Source organism: Clostridium liquoris, from assembly GCF_002995785.1.
Taxonomy (GTDB): domain Bacteria; phylum Bacillota; class Clostridia; order Clostridiales; family Clostridiaceae; genus Clostridium_AO; species Clostridium_AO liquoris.
In genome coordinates, this window is the sequence record NZ_PVXO01000044.1 from 116,714 (window position 1) to 133,886 (window position 17,173).

General features: G+C 30.9%; 16 protein-coding genes and 1 pseudogene. 4 read left to right on the forward strand and 13 right to left on the reverse strand.

Features of this window, described 5'->3' with window-relative positions:
- Positions 1 to 2: 2 nt before the first annotated feature.
- From CLLI_RS08195 to hcp, 4 genes are all read right to left on the reverse strand, one after another.
- Positions 3 to 1,553: an HAL/PAL/TAL family ammonia-lyase gene (locus tag CLLI_RS08195; protein WP_106063722.1), complete on the reverse strand. Its 1,551-nt coding sequence runs from the start codon at positions 1,551 to 1,553 to the stop codon at positions 3 to 5.
- Positions 1,554 to 1,611: 58 nt separating this feature from the next.
- Positions 1,612 to 3,159, reverse strand: coding sequence for a BCCT family transporter (locus tag CLLI_RS08200; protein ID WP_106063723.1), 1,548 nt, complete (start codon positions 3,157 to 3,159; stop codon positions 1,612 to 1,614).
- A 274-nt stretch (positions 3,160 to 3,433) separates the two neighbouring features.
- Positions 3,434 to 5,083: a sigma-54 interaction domain-containing protein gene (locus CLLI_RS08205; RefSeq protein ID WP_170063679.1), complete on the reverse strand. Its 1,650-nt coding sequence runs from the start codon at positions 5,081 to 5,083 to the stop codon at positions 3,434 to 3,436.
- Positions 5,084 to 5,180: 97 nt separating this feature from the next.
- Complete coding sequence (gene hcp / locus CLLI_RS08210; RefSeq protein WP_106063725.1) at positions 5,181 to 6,893, reverse strand: hydroxylamine reductase; 1,713 nt, start codon at positions 6,891 to 6,893, stop codon at positions 5,181 to 5,183.
- 245 nt (positions 6,894 to 7,138) lie between these two features.
- Between hcp and CLLI_RS08215 the strand changes: the two genes are divergently transcribed.
- On the forward strand, positions 7,139 to 7,342 hold the full coding sequence (locus CLLI_RS08215) for a cold-shock protein (protein ID WP_106063726.1): 204 nt from the start codon (positions 7,139 to 7,141) through the stop codon (positions 7,340 to 7,342).
- Positions 7,343 to 7,520: 178 nt separating this feature from the next.
- Positions 7,521 to 8,066 (forward strand): hypothetical protein, encoded by a 546-nt coding sequence (locus CLLI_RS08220; RefSeq protein ID WP_106063727.1) that lies wholly within the window; start codon positions 7,521 to 7,523, stop codon positions 8,064 to 8,066.
- Positions 8,067 to 8,109: 43 nt separating this feature from the next.
- Here CLLI_RS08220 and CLLI_RS08225 read toward each other — a convergent pair whose 3' ends face one another.
- The 3 genes from CLLI_RS08225 to CLLI_RS08235 all read right to left on the reverse strand — a co-directional run bounded on the left by CLLI_RS08225 (position 8,110) and on the right by CLLI_RS08235 (position 11,422).
- Positions 8,110 to 8,277, reverse strand: a complete 168-nt coding sequence (locus CLLI_RS08225) for a zinc-ribbon domain-containing protein (protein ID WP_106063728.1) — start codon at positions 8,275 to 8,277, stop codon at positions 8,110 to 8,112.
- Between the two features lie 99 nt (positions 8,278 to 8,376).
- Positions 8,377 to 9,885, reverse strand: a complete 1,509-nt coding sequence (locus CLLI_RS08230; RefSeq protein WP_106063729.1) for a DUF1846 domain-containing protein — start codon at positions 9,883 to 9,885, stop codon at positions 8,377 to 8,379.
- Between the two features lie 178 nt (positions 9,886 to 10,063).
- Complete coding sequence (locus CLLI_RS08235) at positions 10,064 to 11,422, reverse strand: MATE family efflux transporter (RefSeq protein WP_106063730.1); 1,359 nt, start codon at positions 11,420 to 11,422, stop codon at positions 10,064 to 10,066.
- 127 nt (positions 11,423 to 11,549) lie between these two features.
- On the opposite strand from CLLI_RS08235, the gene CLLI_RS08240 reads away from it, so the two are divergent.
- Positions 11,550 to 12,371, forward strand: coding sequence for a MerR family transcriptional regulator (locus tag CLLI_RS08240; RefSeq protein WP_106063731.1), 822 nt, complete (start codon positions 11,550 to 11,552; stop codon positions 12,369 to 12,371).
- 294 nt (positions 12,372 to 12,665) lie between these two features.
- Here the strand turns inward: CLLI_RS08240 and CLLI_RS14505 are convergent, their stop codons facing one another.
- The 6 genes and pseudogenes from CLLI_RS14505 to CLLI_RS08265 all read right to left on the reverse strand — a co-directional run.
- Complete coding sequence (locus CLLI_RS14505) at positions 12,666 to 12,818, reverse strand: hypothetical protein (protein ID WP_170063680.1); 153 nt, start codon at positions 12,816 to 12,818, stop codon at positions 12,666 to 12,668.
- Complete coding sequence (locus CLLI_RS08245) at positions 12,802 to 13,878, reverse strand: NAD(P)H-dependent amine dehydrogenase family protein (protein WP_106063732.1); 1,077 nt, start codon at positions 13,876 to 13,878, stop codon at positions 12,802 to 12,804. Before CLLI_RS08245 ends, CLLI_RS14505 begins: the two co-directional genes overlap by 17 nt.
- A gap of 170 nt (positions 13,879 to 14,048) precedes the next feature.
- Entirely contained in the window at positions 14,049 to 14,798 is a 750-nt protein-coding gene (gene truA, locus CLLI_RS08250) for a tRNA pseudouridine(38-40) synthase TruA (protein ID WP_106063733.1), read from the reverse strand.
- Between the two features lie 222 nt (positions 14,799 to 15,020).
- Complete coding sequence (locus CLLI_RS08255) at positions 15,021 to 15,806, reverse strand: hypothetical protein (protein ID WP_170063681.1); 786 nt, start codon at positions 15,804 to 15,806, stop codon at positions 15,021 to 15,023.
- Between the two features lie 83 nt (positions 15,807 to 15,889).
- The gene (locus CLLI_RS14510; RefSeq protein WP_170063682.1) at positions 15,890 to 16,048 is read right to left on the reverse strand and encodes a hypothetical protein; all 159 of its coding nucleotides are present in this window, start codon (positions 16,046 to 16,048) and stop codon (positions 15,890 to 15,892) included.
- Positions 16,049 to 16,194: 146 nt separating this feature from the next.
- Positions 16,195 to 16,380: pseudogene (locus CLLI_RS08265) on the reverse strand (RNA polymerase sigma factor); the annotation flags it as partial.
- A gap of 118 nt (positions 16,381 to 16,498) precedes the next feature.
- Here CLLI_RS08265 and CLLI_RS08270 point away from each other — a divergent pair.
- Entirely contained in the window at positions 16,499 to 17,053 is a 555-nt protein-coding gene (locus tag CLLI_RS08270; protein ID WP_106063737.1) for an ECF transporter S component, read from the forward strand.
- Positions 17,054 to 17,173 lie beyond the last annotated feature (120 nt).

Consider the following 17,173-nt stretch of genomic DNA (forward strand, 5'->3'; position numbering starts at 1 on the left):
ATTTACATCAACCTTCCTATTTTATCTTCTACCAATTCAATTATCCTTCCTGAATGTATTAAATCCCTTAAAGTATTTATGTGTGGATAAAGAAAAATATCTTCTTCCATTAGAGGTACTGTCAATGCAATTTCATCTAGTACTGCCTTGGAAGCTTTCCCTGGTGATAATTTTTTATCAATGAATTGATGAGCCTGGAATACGGATAAAAGTTCTATTGCTAATATAAATTCAAGTTTATCTACAACTTGTCTTGATTTTTTACAGGCATTATATCCCATAGCTACATAATCTTCTTGATTTCCGCAAGTTGGTATTCCATCTACTGTTGCGGGATGAGATAAAATTTTCATATCATTTAATAAACCTGCCTGAGTATATTGAGGAATCATTAATCCGGAATTTAGCCCTGGCTTTTTTATAAGAAACCAGGGATACTCGGAAATACTGCCATCTACTAATCTATTGTTTCTACGTTCTGACATTTTTCCAAGCATAGTGGCTGCAATACAAGCAGAATCCATTTCTATGCCTACATAGGATGAATCCGCATTACACCCTGATATAGCTTCCCCGTCATCACCTTCTGGCCAAATAATTGGGTTATCGCAGCAGGAATTCATTTCTATTTCTACAGTTTTCAAAGCATCTTTTAATGTTTTCTTTGCAGCTCCATGTAGTTGTGGTATACACCTAAGTGACAATGCATCCTGAAGGCGATAATCTTTAAAATGCTTTGCAATTTCTGAATCCTGAAGTATTCTTCTTACATTACTAGCTGTTTTTGACTGCTCATCATGAGGGCGCACCTTCATTAAACGTTCATCAAAGGCTTTAACCGTACCTTTTAAAACTTCTAATGTCATAGCTCCTATTATATCCGAAGTTTTTGCTGCATTCAACATATCATATAATGCCAAAGAAGCAATTGCTGTTACAGAAGTGGTTCCTGAAACAAGTATTAATCCCTCTTTGGAAGATAGTACTGTTGGTTTTAAACCTGCCATTTCTAACACTTCTTTAGAACTTCTGAGCTGTCCTTTAAAATATGCCTTTCCCTCTCCAATTAATACTAAAGCCATATGTGCTTCTGGAGAAAGATATCCTACAGATCCTTCTTTAGGTGCAAATGGGGTAATTCCTAAATTTAAAAATTGTCTATACATCTCCATTGTTTCTATACGTGCCCCAGAAAATCCTTGTCCTACATTTTGAAGTACCATAAGCATAGTGCCTCTAACTTCTTCAATTGATAAAGGATCCCCAACTGATGTTGAATGTGATAGTATTATATTTCTTTGAAGTTTTGAAGCATCTTCCTCAGATATTACCTCTGTGCAAAGTGCACCAAATCCTGTGGTAATACCATACATAACTCTTCCTTCTTTAACCCATTTTTCTACAAGCTTACGGGATTTTTTTACTCTTTCACAATACTCCTCTGAAAATTCAACCTTAGCTCCAAAACGGGCTACAGCAACAAATTCTTCTATATTAATTTTGCCTCCAAGAACAACCTTTTTTATATTTTTAGCACATAAATTATCCGTCAATGTCTTTTCCTCCTCACATTATATAGAAAATTTTAACTTCTTGACATGTCTTCTATAACTATTGCTCTATATCATCAATGAAAAACATTTTAATTGATGAAATTACCTGCAGTGTAAATATGAATAACACCATGAAGCCGCCTGCCGCCGCTAAGTATTTAACTCCATCGACTCCTTGCTCACCGCCTCCATATGCCACCATAAAGAATGCTATAGCTCCAATTGAAACACCCCATAATATTTTCTGCCAAAGAGGGGGTTCTTCATCATGTTTTGATCCTTCCATGCATAAGGATGCAATGGTTGTAGTCATAGCGTCTGCTGATGTAGCAAATGAAATAATTAAGGTTAACATTACAACAGGTACTATTATAGCCCCTAAAGGAAGGTTCCCTAAAAAGGTCCATAAGCCTGATACTGCCCCATTTTGTTTTATAGTGGATATTAAATTAATTTTTCCACTCTGCTGCCACTTAATAGCAGTAGATCCCCATATTCCAAACCATACAATACTAAAAGTTGAAGGTAATACCCAATTGATTATCATAAATTGACGAATAGTTCTTCCATAGGATATCATAGCAAGGAAAATTCCCATAAGTGGTGCATATGCAATCCATATAGCCCAATCATATAGTGTCCACCACATAACCAATGCTTCTCCGCCAATATCGCCTGGATCAAGTCCCCACTGCCAAAAGTTTTGAAGCCAATATCCAAGCCCAGATGTAGAGGTTCTACAAATGTATATAGTAGGTCCAATAATGAATAAGAAAATCAATAAAAAATAAAATATCTTTGAGTTAAAATCTGCTAGCCATTTAATTCCCTTATCTATACCTGAAGATGATGCAACAGTAAATGTAGCTGTTATTAAAATTGATAATATCAACCAAACAATTGGTCCCTGTTTAATTCCATAAGAAATCTCCAATCCAGATCCTACCAATGCTAATCCTGCTCCAAGAGAAGACGCTAATCCTAACGCCATAGCTAAAAGTGATAAAGTATCAATAATATTGGGCCATATTCCCTTAGTAACCTTTTCACCAAATAAAGGTATTAATGTTGATGTTACAGATAATGGTTTCTTTTTATTAAAATACATGTATGCTACTATTAATCCACACAAAGAATACATAGCATATGGTATAAAGCTCCAATTATAAAAGCAACGTGCTATGGAATAAATTGCTGCCATAGGGGTACCTGGTTGTACCCCGGTATTTGCCATTTCCCCATATATATTTCCAAAATAAATAATAGGTTCATTAACTCCATATGTAATAATTCCTGTGGCGATTCCACCAGTGAGCGCCATGGCGAACCATGTTGGAAAGGAAAACTTAGGTTTTGCATCTGCTCCACCAAAACGTATTTTACCTAATTTTGAAAAAGTTATTATAGCTACTATAAATAGTGCTACAATAGATACCAATTGATATAACCATCCAAAGCTTTCAAGTGACCATGTAAAAGTGCTTTTTGCCACATCAGTTAAAGCTTTATTATTAAAAATGCCTAAACATGCTGACCCTCCAACTACTATAAATGCTGGCCAAAATACACCTTTTCGGACTTTTTTAAAATTAGCTTCTTTTAACATTTAATCTCCTCCTTATTTTTTATTATTAAACGGTTTCATTTATTATATAGCAAACTTCATGCCATTAAATCTTTGTATTGCTCAAAGCATTGAAAACACTTATGTTACATTCATTAGTTGATTTTATGCTTTATTATAAAATTGTTTATTTACTAAGTTTTCAATAAATTCCGACTAAATTGCTGCAAAATTATTTTGCATTTATCCTGCTAATGTTGTAAACACACGAAAAAAAGGTGCTAAATATTTTAGCACCATGCAACATTTTTTTGCACTATCCATCACATATTCCCAATTTTTTCATTCTATATTGCAAACTCTGTCTTCTCATTCCCAATACTTTTGCACTTTGAGTAATATTACCTTTATTCAATTCAAGGGTTTCTATTATTATTTCCTTTTCAACTCTCTCCATCCTCTCTTCAAATGTACCTGAATTTATTAATGGAAAAAACTTTTTATTAGTAACCTTAGTTATTTTATGTGAAACAAATTTTGATGAGCGCAAATAATCTGGTAAATTATCATATTCTAAAATTGTTTCATCTTCTTGTGCATGATTAAAAGCATATTCAATAACATTTTGTAATTCTCTTATATTACCTGGCCAATCATACATGAGTAATGTATCAAATACCTTTTTATCAATATTCATTTGCTTTCTGTTATATTCCTTACATAGCTGCTTTAAAAAATGTTTTGATAAAATAGGTATGTCTTCCTTTCTATCCTTTAAAGGAGGTATATCAATTTTAATAGTTGAAATTCTATAATAAAAATCCTTTCTAATTTTTTGCTGATTCATAAGTTCATAAAGGTCTTCATTTGATGCAGTTATTATTCTTACATCACATTTAATGTATTTACTCCCCCCTATTCTTCTAAAACGCTTTTCTTGTAATACCCTTAGAAGTTTGGTCTGCATATCAATACTAATTGAATTGACTTCATCTAAAAAAAGGGTACCTTCATTAGCCATTTCAAAGAATCCTTTTTTTGAAACACTTCCTGTAAAAGCTCCCTTTTCTGTACCAAAAAACATACTTTCAAATAGATTACTTGGAATAGCCCCACAATTGATATCAATAAAAGGCTTGTGCCTTCTTGGACTAAAGGAATGTATACTTTGGGCTATCAGCTCTTTTCCTGTGCCTGTGGCTCCTACAATTAGAATACTGGAATTGGTTAATGAAACTTTTTTAGCAAAATGTATAACATCTTCCATGTTCTTAGAGGAATGTATAATATCTTCAAATGTATATAAATGATTTTCAACCTCTGGCTGCTTATCTTCCACATAGTTTTCTAAATTTAAAGTCCTATTTTTAATATTTTTCAATACAGATAAATCACTTTCAAAAACAACAGCACCATACAAATTACCATCTATTTTCAATGGATATCCTGAATTGATTGTAGTTAGCATATTTCCATTCCTCATTTTGAAACGATCGCATCTATTATGAACAGCTTGTTGGGTTCTCAAAACTGTTAACACTGTACTGTACTTTTCCTCTACATCATAAATATCTAGTAAATGTTTTCTTTTAAAATCATCTTTTTTATAACATTCTAAAATTTCACTAGCTGGATTTGCATATAAAAAATATCCATTACGGTCATAAATTTGTATGCCTTCAGCTACCTGTTTTATGGTTTGCTCATAAAAATTCAATAACATGGCATCTTGGCTGAAATATAATGAATATCCGTTTTCATCTTTTATGATTTGATATTTAAAAAATGTATTTTGAATTTCTACTATTCCACCATTTGGATTAATACAGGTATTTAATACATAGTCTATTTTTTTACCTATGCTATCATTCCACATACTATTTTCAAACCAGCTTTTAAATTCACCAATAGGGATTATTTTTTTTAGTATAAATTCATCATCAGTTTTAAATATCATATCAATCATACCAAATCTAACCTCCATTTATTTATATCTTTAGACAAATTATATCATAAAAAGGTTCTATGCTTAATATTTCGCATAGAACCTTTTTTTATTATTATTATTCTAAGAACATTTTTATATCGTCATCTGCATTAGTTATTCCGCTGATTCCAAAATTCTTAACTAAAACATTGGCTACATTTGGGGATAAGAAGGCTGGTAAAGTTGGCCCTAAGTGAATATTCTTAACTCCTAAATGTAATAATGCAAGCAATACTATTACAGCTTTTTGCTCATACCATGCAATGTTATAAACTATTGGTAATTCATTTATATCTTCTAATCCGAATATTTCTTTTAATTTTAATGCTATAAGTGCTAATGAATATGAATCATTACATTGTCCTGCATCTAGTACCCTTGGAATTCCTCCAATGTCACCTAAATTTAACTTGTTATATTTATATTTAGCACATCCTGCTGTTAAAATTACTGTATCCTTTGGAAGCTTCTCAGCAAATTCTGTATAGTAATTTCTGCTCTTAGCTCTTCCATCACAACCTGCCATAACAAAGAATTTCTTTATTGCTCCACTTTTTACTGCTTCAACAATTTTGTCTGCTAATGCAAATACTTGATTGTGGGCAAATCCACCTATTATTTCTCCTTTTTCTATTTCAGTTGGAGGTGCACATTTTTTAGCATGTTCAATTATAGCTGAGAAATCTTTTTCTCCTTTTTCATTAGCTTCTATGTGCTTTAATCCTTCAAATCCTACAACACCTGTTGTATAAACTCTATTCTTATATGAATCCTTTGGAGGGACTAAGCAGTTTGTTGTCATAAGAATTGGTCCATTAAACTTTTCAAATTCTTCAGTTTGCTTCCACCAAGCATTTCCGTAGTTTCCTGCAAAGTGTGAATATTTCTTAAATGCTGGATAGTAGTGAGCTGGTAGCATTTCACTGTGAGTATATACATCTACTCCAGTTCCTTCTGTTTGTTTTAATAACTGCTCCAAATCCTTTAAGTCATGTCCGCTTATTAAGATACCTGGGTTATTTCTAACTCCTATATTAACTTTTGTTATCTCTGGATTTCCATAACTTTCGGTATTGGCTTTATCTAGTAATGCCATACCATCTACCCCATACTTACCAGTTTCCAATGTTAGAGCCACTAAATCATTAACTGTTAAAGTATCATCTAATGTAGCTGCTAATGCTTTATATATAAATCCATGTATTTCATCGCTATCATATCCTAACTGATGAGCATGGCTAATGTATGCAGATAACCCTTTTAAACCATAAGTAATAAGTTCTCTTAGGGATCTTATATCTTCATCTTCGGTTGCTAATACTCCAATTGTCTCTGCTTTTTTATTAAATTCTTCCACATTATCGGCAAACAAAGCAGCTGCATCTGGAAGTTTATCTTCTTCTTCTCTCTTTAATCCAGCAAATGAAAGCATCTTCTTTAACCAGTTTTCATTTGAATTTGATTTTCCTAATTCTCCTCCTGCTTTAATAACCTGCTGTTTTAATTCTTCTCTTAATTGTAAGCCTTTTTTAATTCTTTCTATAAATACATCTCTATCAAAGTTAGCATTGGTTATAGTAGCAAATAAACTTTCCATTACAAATTTATCTACCTCTTTATTTACAATGCCAATTTCTCTTCCTTTAGCACCATATACTGATATTCCTTTTAATATATATATCAATAAATCTTGTGCCTTTGCTAAGTCCTCAGTCTTGCCACATACTCCTTTTATTGTGCATCCTTTGCAGCCTGCAGTTTCTTGACATTGATAACAAAACATACTCATTATTTATTCCTCCTAAAAATTTATTTTTTATTTTATATTTGAGTTAATTTTATTTTCTATTTATCTCCTGTTTACATTTTAAATTATACTAATTCAATCTACTTTAATCCGTAACAAATGATACGAAAATAAAAGTTTTTTGTTAATTTTTAATTATAGTGGTATAATAATAATATAGATATAAAAACACTGTTGATATAAAAAAATTATCAATAATATTGTGTTTTACATTAGGAGGTCAATTAATGAAAATAGGAACAGTAAAATGGTTTAATTCAGAAAAAGGTTTTGGTTTTATCCAGGTTGAAGGAGAAGATGACGTTTTTGTTCATTTCACAGCAATTCAAGGAAACGATGCAAGAAAAAATCTTGAAGAGGGTGAAAAAGTTCAATTTGATGTAGAAAAAGGACCTAAAGGTCTTCAAGCTGCTAATGTAATAAAATTATAATTATTAGTAGATTATAAGATTATAGATTTTAATATATAGACATCAAATGTTATGCCACCTTGACAAAGGTGGTTTTTATATTAATTCTGCAAGCCAGGGACTCTGCTTATAGTTGATTTTCACCTAAACTTAATGAATCTCTAAATAAAAATAATATAATTATAAGGAGAATAGTGTATTGAAAAAAAATTATAGAATCCAAAAAACAATATCCATGAAACGTTTTATTTCGGAATTAGGAGAAGATTTCTCTGAACATATGAAAGATAGATTACTTGAACTTGAAGTAAGATGTGTTTTAACAAGGAAAGAAGATACTTACAGGCTTGATATAAAGCATGTAGAACATACAAAATATGATTGTACTTGTGACGAGGAACATGGTTTAAACCCATGTAAAAAGGAATATGTTTACGGGCAATTTATAGTTATTGAAGGGGTATTATATTTTTCAGAAGACTGTATAGAAAGTGATGAAGTTATGCAATCACCAATTGTAAATACTATATATAGTTCCTTAAGTGATGAAAATATGATTTGTGATGAAGGTATTAATGGAAAAAAAGTAGATGATAGTAATATTGATTATGTTATAGATAATATATTAACAGTATGTCCTGAAGTATCTCAAAGATATAAAGATATTATGAAAGATATGCTTTCTCATGCTGAACGCAAGTCTGCACATATTTATTCCGCTAGTAAGACTTATGGATATAAATAAAATCCTATAGGAATTAACTCCTATAGGATTATTATTTACTGAATTATCTTCTAAATCCTCTATTGTTATTTTGCTGTTTTCTAGCCTTTCTACATTCTGGACATCTTTGTGGTTCATTTTCAAATCCCTTTTCCTTGTAAAAAGCCTGCTCTCCTTCAGTAAATACAAATTCCTTATTGCAATCTTTGCAAGTTATGTTCTTATCCGCCATTGTAACCCTTCTCCTTTCCTATATGGTGTTTATAATTATTTTCATTTAATAGTATTACCATTTTTCTAAACATTAAGCATGTTAAAATGTTTCCATTTGTTAGTTATTATAGTAAAGACTTTCTGAAGGGTATTCGGGATCACAGGTTACATCTATGCCAAGTTTTCCGAAAGTCTGCTCATCATTTCTACTTAAAATTGTAGTTGAGTGAGCTTGGCATCCTTTTAACATTGATAGCTTTTTCATAGCTACTTGTGCCGTTGGGTTTGTAACAGCACATATACTAAGTGCAATCAACACTTCTTCACAACTCAATGCTGTATTCTTGCTTCCCAATATTTTTGATTTAAAGTTTATAATTGGTTCAAGTATAACTGGAGAAATTAAATGAATTTCATCGGATATATTTGCAAGATATTTAACAGCATTTAAAATAACAGCCGCTGTTGAATTCATCAAATCTGAACTTTTACCAGTGAGTATTGTGCCATCAGGAAGCTCTAATGCTACAACTGGGCAAATTTCATTTTTATTAGACATTTCTTTTAACTTAGCGGAATATTCCCTAGCAGGGATAACAACTTTTCTATCCTGTTGTTTTAGGTTAAGTTCTTCCATAATAAGTTTTACCCTTTGGAAAGTTTCTTCATCTACATAACCCTTTTTATATTCACAACCTGTTTTAAAGTATCTTCTTATTATTTCTTGTTTAGATGCTTCCTTAACAACCTCATCATCAATGATACCAAATCCTACTCTATTAACGCCCATATCCGTTGGGGATTTATAAACAGATTCCTTACCTGTTATCTTCTCTATGATTCTCTTAAGTACAGGGAAGGTTTCAATATCACGATTATAGTTTACAGCCACTTTATTATAAGCATCAAAATGGAATGAATCAATCATATTTACATCTTTAAGGTCAGCTGTTGCAGCTTCATAAGCTATGTTTAAAGGATGCTTTAATGGTATATTCCAAACTGGAAATGTTTCAAATTTTGAATATCCTGCCACTTTGCCTCTTTTATACTCATGATAAAGTTGACTAAGGCATGTTGCAAGTTTGCCGCTTCCCGGTCCTGGAGCTGTTACAACAACAATTGGTTTGCTTGTTTCAATATATGGGTTTTTGCCATATCCTTCATCGCTAACAATTGTATCTACATCTGTAGGATATCCCTTTGTTGCTTCATGTTTATATACCTTTATACCTCTATGTTCAAGCTTATTTATAAAAACAGTAGCCGCTGGCTGTCCACTATATCTAGTTATGACAACACTATTTACTTCAAGGTCATAACCCCTTAAATCATCAATCAATCTTAAAACATCCATGTCATAAGTGATCCCGAAATCCCCTCTTATTTTATTTCTTTCAATATCCCCTGCATATACACAAATAATTATTTCAACTTTTTCTTTTAATTTGTATAATAATTTAATCTTTGCATTTTCATCAAATCCTGGCAAAACCCTCTTTGCATGAAGATCATATAAAAGTTTTCCACCAAATTCTAAGTATAACTTATCATAATCATTAACCCTTTCTAGAATATATTTTGATTGTTCTTCAAGGTACTTTTCATGATCAAATCCTATCTTCATTTTCACGCCTCACTATCTTAAATCATTATTTAATTATTTTACCATTTACATATTTTGATAAATATCAACAATAAATATGGTTTTACAACTTTCTATTATTACATAGTTTTAATTTAAAGTAAATAAAAAAACTCTGATATTTATAAATACCAAAGCTTCCATTATCTATATTACCTTTCTAAGCTTCTTTTATTAATTTACCAGATTCTAAATCAATATAACTATTTTCCTTAAATATTAGTAAAGATATTATAATACTTATGCCTTCCGAAACAGCTGTAGCTAACCATATACCAGTTTCTCCAAACAAGGATGTCATTATAAATAATGATAAAGTTATAATAACCAAGCCTCTAGATAAAGATATAATAGTTGCATATTTTGGCTTTGCTATAGCTGCAAAAAAGCCCGATATTAAAATATTGTAGCCCACTATAATAAATGACAAAGAAAACATTCTTATAGCTTTAATAGAATAGATGTACAACTCCTCATTAGTCGCTTTATCCATAAATATTTGAACTATCTGTGGTGTAAATATGTTTACTATAGCAAATATTAATATAGACATTACTGCTATAGTTTTTACACTCATATTAAATAAAGTATTAACAGCTTTTTCATCTTCTCTGCCATAATAAAAACTGCATAAAGGCTGCATTCCCTGTGTAATACCTATCATGGTCATTAAAACCAATAAGTTTATATAAGAAATAATGCTATAAGTTACAACACCTTTATTTCCAATGTTACTTAATATAACATGATTGAATATATATATAACCACACCTGTAGAACACTCTGTTAAACTGTCCGGCATACCTATTGATAATATATCTTTAATAACTGAAAACTCAAATTTGCACTTTATAAATTTCAATCTTGACTTCTTTTTATTGAAGTGAATTATATAAATTAATGTTGCAATAACTTGAGAAGCACCTGTAGCATAGGCTGCTCCTTTTATACCCCAATGAAATCTCATAACAAATAAATAATCTAAAATTATATTTACCAATGCAGAAGAAACAACCCCCACTATTGCCAAATAAGGAAATCCATCAGCTTTTGTAAATACCTCCAAGCAATATGATATTATAAAAAATCCATTGAATATAGTTATTATTTGTAAGTATTCCTTCACATAGCCTATGGTTAAATCATTAGCTCCTAAAAAAATAGCTATTTTCTCTAAATTCATTAATGTTAATATAACTATTATTATTGAAATAACTACCATAGCAATAAAATTCATAGTAAATATCTCATTAGCTCTTTTTGAATTACCTTTCCCTAGAGCTATAGAAACAAGTGTTGATGCTCCTGTAGCAAAAAATACTGATATAGCAAAGATAAAGTTAATAAAAGGCATGGCAATATTAACAGAAGCTATAGCAGTAGTTCCTACCCCCCAACTAACAAATATTCCGTCAACCATGGTATATAAAGAGTAGACCCACATGGCTGAAACAGACGGTAGTAAATATCTTATGAATTTTTTTCTCATGCTATTATTGTCAACTGTTATACAATTCATAACTATCAACCCCTTTATTAAAAGTATAAACCTTGGTATAATACTAATGTCAACTATATTTTTATACTTTACCAAAGCTTAGCAATAGGTTATAAAAACCAAAAGTCATAATTTTAGGGAGGTCTTTATGAAAGATTATTATAAGATTGGAGAAATATCGAAAATATATGGCATATGCAGGGATTCTTTAATATATTATGAAAAATTAGGTATACTAAAACCTATGAGGGATTCCAATGGTTATAGACTCTATACTATGAATGATATATGGAAGCTAAACTTAATTAAGGAGCTGCGTACCTTTGATTTTTCTGTGGAGAAAATCGGGGAATATATAGAGAATAGGACAGTAGGAATTACCAAAGAAATGCTAACTGATGAAATATGCCTTATAGATAATAAAACAGAAGAATTAACTCACTTAAAAAACAATGTCCTAAGAAGAATTGAAAATATTAACTGTGCAGAAAATACCACAGTTCTTAATACTATTAAAGTAATTTATTTAGAAAAGCGAAAAGCATTAAAGTTAAATGGTAATATATCTCGTGATGCGGAAGTAGATTATTTAATAAAAAAACTTCAAAAAAAATATGAAGATAAGTTTTATCTTCTAGGTAATACAAAAGTAGGTGCTATATATAATTTAGATAGTTTAAAAAATGGTATTTACAATGAATATAAATCCGTATTTTGCTTATTAGACGATAGTGAAAATAATTATAATCTATTATTACAAGGTGCACATTATGTATGTATTTCATATAAAGGCTCCTATTCTTCTAACAAGCAATACATTGATAAGTTGTTTTCATTTATTAAGGAAAATAACTATAAAATCATATCTGAACCTATAGAAATATATAAAATTGATGTACATGAAACTAGTCTACAAAAAGAATATTTAACTGAGATACAAGTTCCTGTGTCAATACCAAGTGATTCTTAGTTTTAAATATAGTTTGTTCTTAATAGGATTAATTTGAAAATCATCTTCTAAAACTTAAAAAGACGCTAAGCGTCTTTTTAAGTAAAGCATATTCTTTAAAACCAACTTATTTGTCTATTCCCATAGCGGCTTTGTAAGCTGAGATTATATCCTGCATTTTATAAAGAGTTCCTAATTTTTCACATTCATCTTTAAATATATAATATAGACTTTTTGAGTTAACAGAAGAACATTCATAATTGTTCCCAAATGCAGCTTTATATTTTTGAATTAAATTTTTATCTGGGAACAGCTTTATTTCTTCTTACATAATTCATCACTAAAAACAGTAATAGTCATTTTTATAAGAACTGAGGAATTATAATCAAAAACAGCTTGATTTGAAAATACTGTAATTCCCTTTTCCTTTTCTATATTATGTCTAAAAATTTTATTTAACGTATTCATTAAGAGGTTTAACCCTATATAATGAACGAGGCATCTTCTCAGTTGTTACATATCCTGCAGGAGCGTTAATTATATCTGGGATTCTATTTACAATAGTAGCACAGGTTAATTCTACTGTGGCAGGTCTTGTAATTACAACCTGTGTATCTGGTTCACCATATATGATCCAGTCATTTTTATCACATTCTTCTGGTGAATAAACTTTCCCAATACATTCAGATTCAATTATAATTCCTTCCTTTGTTTCAGTTGTTACAATGGCTGACATGCCAGTTGCATGTCCAGCTGGAATTGTCATCTTTAATGTTTCTGAATGTAGATCTTTATCATAGGTATGTGGTATACACTTTTGAACTTGGCTCTTAACAGTAAGTCCAAGTTGTGAACAAAGCCATCCATTTACGCTCCACATATATGATGGTAAGAATTCTCCTTTATCAATAAGCTTTTGTCTTTCTTTTGCAGAAATATTGTCAGCTGATGCTATTTCCTTTTCAAATGATGCTAAATCAAGTCCAGCTCCATGTACCTTTGCAAGTGCAATACCATAATCCTCTACATTATAACTGGACTTACCAACAATTTTAGTTATTTTATGAGTTGCTCCAGCTAAAGTAGTAATAAGATTTCCCCAAAATACATCCTGATATCCTGCACCACAAATAGTGCATCCATTCTTTTTAGCCATTTCATCAATTTCTTTTGTAATATTATAGGATGAATTCCAAGGATAAAATGCTTCTTCACAGGTACTAATAGCATTAACACCATTTCTCGCACAAGCCATCATTGCTTCCTTAAGGTCAGACATAAGACTCATAGTTGTAATTATACATGCATCTGGTTTGATTGCTGAAAATACTTCATCTATTCTGTCAATACTCTGGATTATAACTCCCTTTGGCTGGCATCCCATTATTTCTCCGATGTCTTTACCAATTACATTTGGATTAACATCAAATGCTGCAACAATTTCTGCACCATTTTCATATACATATCTCATTGTATATACCGACATTTTGCCACATCCATACTGAGCTACCCCTACCTTTTTGTCCATAATAACATACCCCCTAAAAAATTTATTTTATTAATATCTAGCAAAATACACAGCAAAACATTATGATTAGTATAATGTTTTAATTTTCACACATATTATACCATAAATTGGATATAATATAAAACCGTACTGGATCTTCCCAATACGGTTTTAATGATAAAAAATTCAAATTAATATTGAAGTTCTTTTAATATTAACCCCTTAGCTGGTGCCTTATGTCCTGCCTTTTCTCTGTTTTTTCCCATTAATATAGTTTCTACATCCTCAGCCATGAGTTTTCCTTCACCAACTTCTATAAGTGTTCCTGCTATTATTCTTACCATGTTTAGCAAAAAGCTATTCCCATTTACTTCTATTTCTATTAATCCATTATTCTTTATTATATTTATGTAATTTATTGTTCTAAGTGTTGATTTATTGTTTTTAGCTTTTAAACTAGTAAAACTTTTAAAATCATGGGTTCCTATTAAATATTCAGCTGCTTTTTTCATTTGTTCTATATTTAATTCAATAGGTATATGATTTGTAAAATCTCTGTTAAATACATTATTGTATTTATTGTTATCAATTCTATATACATAGGTTTTCCCTTTAACATTGTATCTTGCATGGAATCTATCCTTTGCAATCTTTAGTTCCTTTACTACTATGTCTTTTGGCAAATATTCTTCTAAATACTTCTCCATTTCATCTAAAGTAAGCTTACAATCAGTAAAAAAATTAGCTACATAGTTTTCTACATGAACTCCTGAATCAGTTCTTCCACATCCTATAACATCTACTTCTTCTCCTGTCATCTTACTTAAAACATTTTCTATCTTTCCTTGTATCGTTGTAACAGTGCTCCCTTTTTGATTTTGTTTTTGCCAACCATTATATCTTGTTCCATCATACTGAATTATCATTTTTACATTTCTCATAGTTAATCCCCTTTTTCATTTTTAATAACACTATTATATCTTATTATTATATTTTAATTCAAAAGCTCTATACACATATTATGCATAGAGCCTATTCTTGGCAAAATCTAGTGTCATGGAATCTCTGCGTAAAAGCAATATATATATGTTTACAAAAATAAAAAACTCATCTAAGACAGAATTACCTGCATTTAGACACTTCTTCTATTGGGTCCTCATTTATCAAAACTCATCTGGATACATAAATGGCTGCTGCATTTCCATTGGATTCATCCTCATATGGCATGTATGACATGGCTTCTTAGCCATTGGATATGGCATCATTGGCTCCATCATTGGACATGGCATCATCATTGGGCATGGCATCATAGGTGGTGGCATGGGTTGTTGCATCATTATTGGTTGCTGTACTGGTTCCATCACTGGCTCTATACATAATTTCATTTTTGTTGGCTCCATTATAGGTTCTATTTTTAAATGCAATTTTATTGGCTCAACTACTACTGATCCCATTTTAGGTTGTATATTAAGTTCCATATTGCCTGGCTCCATCTTTGGTTGAATCTTAGGTTCTATATCAAATTCCATTTTTTGTGGCTCCATTTTAGGTTGTATATTTAATTCCATATTTTGTGGTTCTAATTTCGGTTGTATTTTTACTTCTTGTATAATTGGCGGTGCTGCTTCTGGTTGCACTTTTACTTCTTGTATAATTGGCGGTGCTGCTTCCGGTTGCACTTTTACCTCTTGTATAATTGGCGGTTGAGGCTTTGGCATTGGCTTAGGCTGCGGTATAGGTTGTGGTTGTGGTTTTGGTTTTGGCTGTGGTTTAGGTTGTGGTTTAGGTTGTGGCATAGGTTGTTTTTGTGGAATAGGCTGTATGGGGGCTTTGGTTTTTCTTTCTTCCTCTGGATCCCCCATCATATTGTCCATTCTATACATCATCATTGGGCACATTATAGGATACTGGAAAGGCATAAAATCTGGTATTTCATAATTTCTATTCATAATTATCCTCTCATAAATATTACATCAATTTATTATATGCATATTTTTCTATTATGTTCATAATTGTGATACAGCTATCCTAACTAATGTGATGAATCTTTAACCAATTTAATTTCATGGGTATTTCCATTATCAGTTTGCATAGTTCTTTCTGTTGCTCTATACTCAATTGGCTTAATATCTTTAAATTTTCCATCTAATTTTATATTAGTTTTCCATGTGCCATCAATTACTTTATACAATTTTACACCTGCTTCTTCTAATTGCTTTTTTGAATCATTATCTAATTTTGGCAGGGTCTTTGGATTTATTTTAGCTGAAGCATCGGCATACAGCTCTATTCATTATCTACTGCTTTCTGAACCCCATAATCATTATATAATACCTCCTAAAATATATTTTCCTTAAGATAGTGTGCTTTCAATTGTTGTCTAGCCCTGCTTAATCTACTTTTAATAGTTCCTCCCTTTTCATTAAGTATTTCACTAATTTCTTTTATGGTAAACCTATTTACATAGTACATGACTACAACTAACCTGTATTCATAGTTCAGTTTATTTAAAATACTTTCAAAATCTAATCTTTCATCAGATTATATTAATGTACCCATACAGTTGTTGGAATGTTACCCCAGGGATATAATAGCTATAATGTTTTCATATAAAAATGCTGAATTATAAGGAGGGGATTATATGAAGAATAAAAATCCAAGAATCATAAAATTAACTCAAACTGCATTATTTGCAGCATTATGTTTTGTATCATTTACTTTTCTTCAAATTAAAATTCCAGTTCCAGGAGGGGATGCAACTTCATTACATGTTGGAAATGCTTTTTGTGTATTAGCTGCTTTACTTCTTGGTGGATGGTATGGAGGATTGGCAGGAGCTATAGGAATGACAATAGCCGATTTATTGGATCCTGTATATGTTCTAGTAGCGCCCAAAACATTTGTATTAAAGTTATGTATTGGTCTAATAACAGGATTAGTTGCACATAATTATGCCAAAATAAATGAGAGTAATGATAAAAATTATGTATTTAAGTGGAGCCTTATTGCCTCCGTCTGCGGACTAGGCTTTAATGTTATTTTTGATCCTATTGTAGGATACTTTTACAAACAGTACATTTTAGGACAACCTCAAAAGGCTGCATTAGTCTTAGCAAAAATAAGTGCAGGTGCTACACTTATCAATGCAATAGTATCTGTAATACTAGTGGTTTTAATTTATAATGCTATAACTTAGAGTATAATTTTAGTAGGCAAAAGTAGTAATAATTACTGCTTAAAAAATTAAAAGGAGATACAAAAAGTATCTCCCACATACATAAAAAATCCATTATAATGTAAGTTGATATTACTATAC

What these genes read in the sequence shown, in the direction of transcription:
- CLLI_RS08245 (WP_106063732.1), bottom strand. Translation starts at nt 13,878, where the DNA reads ATGGACAAAAAGGTAGGGGTAGCTCAGTATGGATGTGGCAAAATGTCG.
- CLLI_RS08270 (WP_106063737.1), top strand. Translation starts at nt 16,499, where the DNA reads ATGAAGAATAAAAATCCAAGAATCATAAAATTAACTCAAACTGCATTA.
- CLLI_RS08205 (WP_170063679.1), bottom strand. Translation starts at nt 5,083, where the DNA reads ATGATTGATATGATATTTAAAACTGATGATGAATTTATACTAAAAAAA.
- CLLI_RS08235 (WP_106063730.1), bottom strand. Translation starts at nt 11,422, where the DNA reads ATGAATTGTATAACAGTTGACAATAATAGCATGAGAAAAAAATTCATA.
- CLLI_RS08215 (WP_106063726.1), top strand. Translation starts at nt 7,139, where the DNA reads ATGAAAATAGGAACAGTAAAATGGTTTAATTCAGAAAAAGGTTTTGGT.
- CLLI_RS08200 (WP_106063723.1), bottom strand. Translation starts at nt 3,159, where the DNA reads ATGTTAAAAGAAGCTAATTTTAAAAAAGTCCGAAAAGGTGTATTTTGG.
- CLLI_RS08255 (WP_170063681.1), bottom strand. Translation starts at nt 15,806, where the DNA reads ATGAATAGAAATTATGAAATACCAGATTTTATGCCTTTCCAGTATCCT.
- hcp (WP_106063725.1), bottom strand. Translation starts at nt 6,893, where the DNA reads ATGAGTATGTTTTGTTATCAATGTCAAGAAACTGCAGGCTGCAAAGGA.
- CLLI_RS14505 (WP_170063680.1), bottom strand. Translation starts at nt 12,818, where the DNA reads ATGAATACGTTAAATAAAATTTTTAGACATAATATAGAAAAGGAAAAG.
- truA (WP_106063733.1), bottom strand. Translation starts at nt 14,798, where the DNA reads ATGAGAAATGTAAAAATGATAATTCAGTATGATGGAACAAGATATAAT.
- CLLI_RS08225 (WP_106063728.1), bottom strand. Translation starts at nt 8,277, where the DNA reads ATGGCGGATAAGAACATAACTTGCAAAGATTGCAATAAGGAATTTGTA.
- CLLI_RS08230 (WP_106063729.1), bottom strand. Translation starts at nt 9,885, where the DNA reads ATGAAGATAGGATTTGATCATGAAAAGTACCTTGAAGAACAATCAAAA.
- CLLI_RS08240 (WP_106063731.1), top strand. Translation starts at nt 11,550, where the DNA reads ATGAAAGATTATTATAAGATTGGAGAAATATCGAAAATATATGGCATA.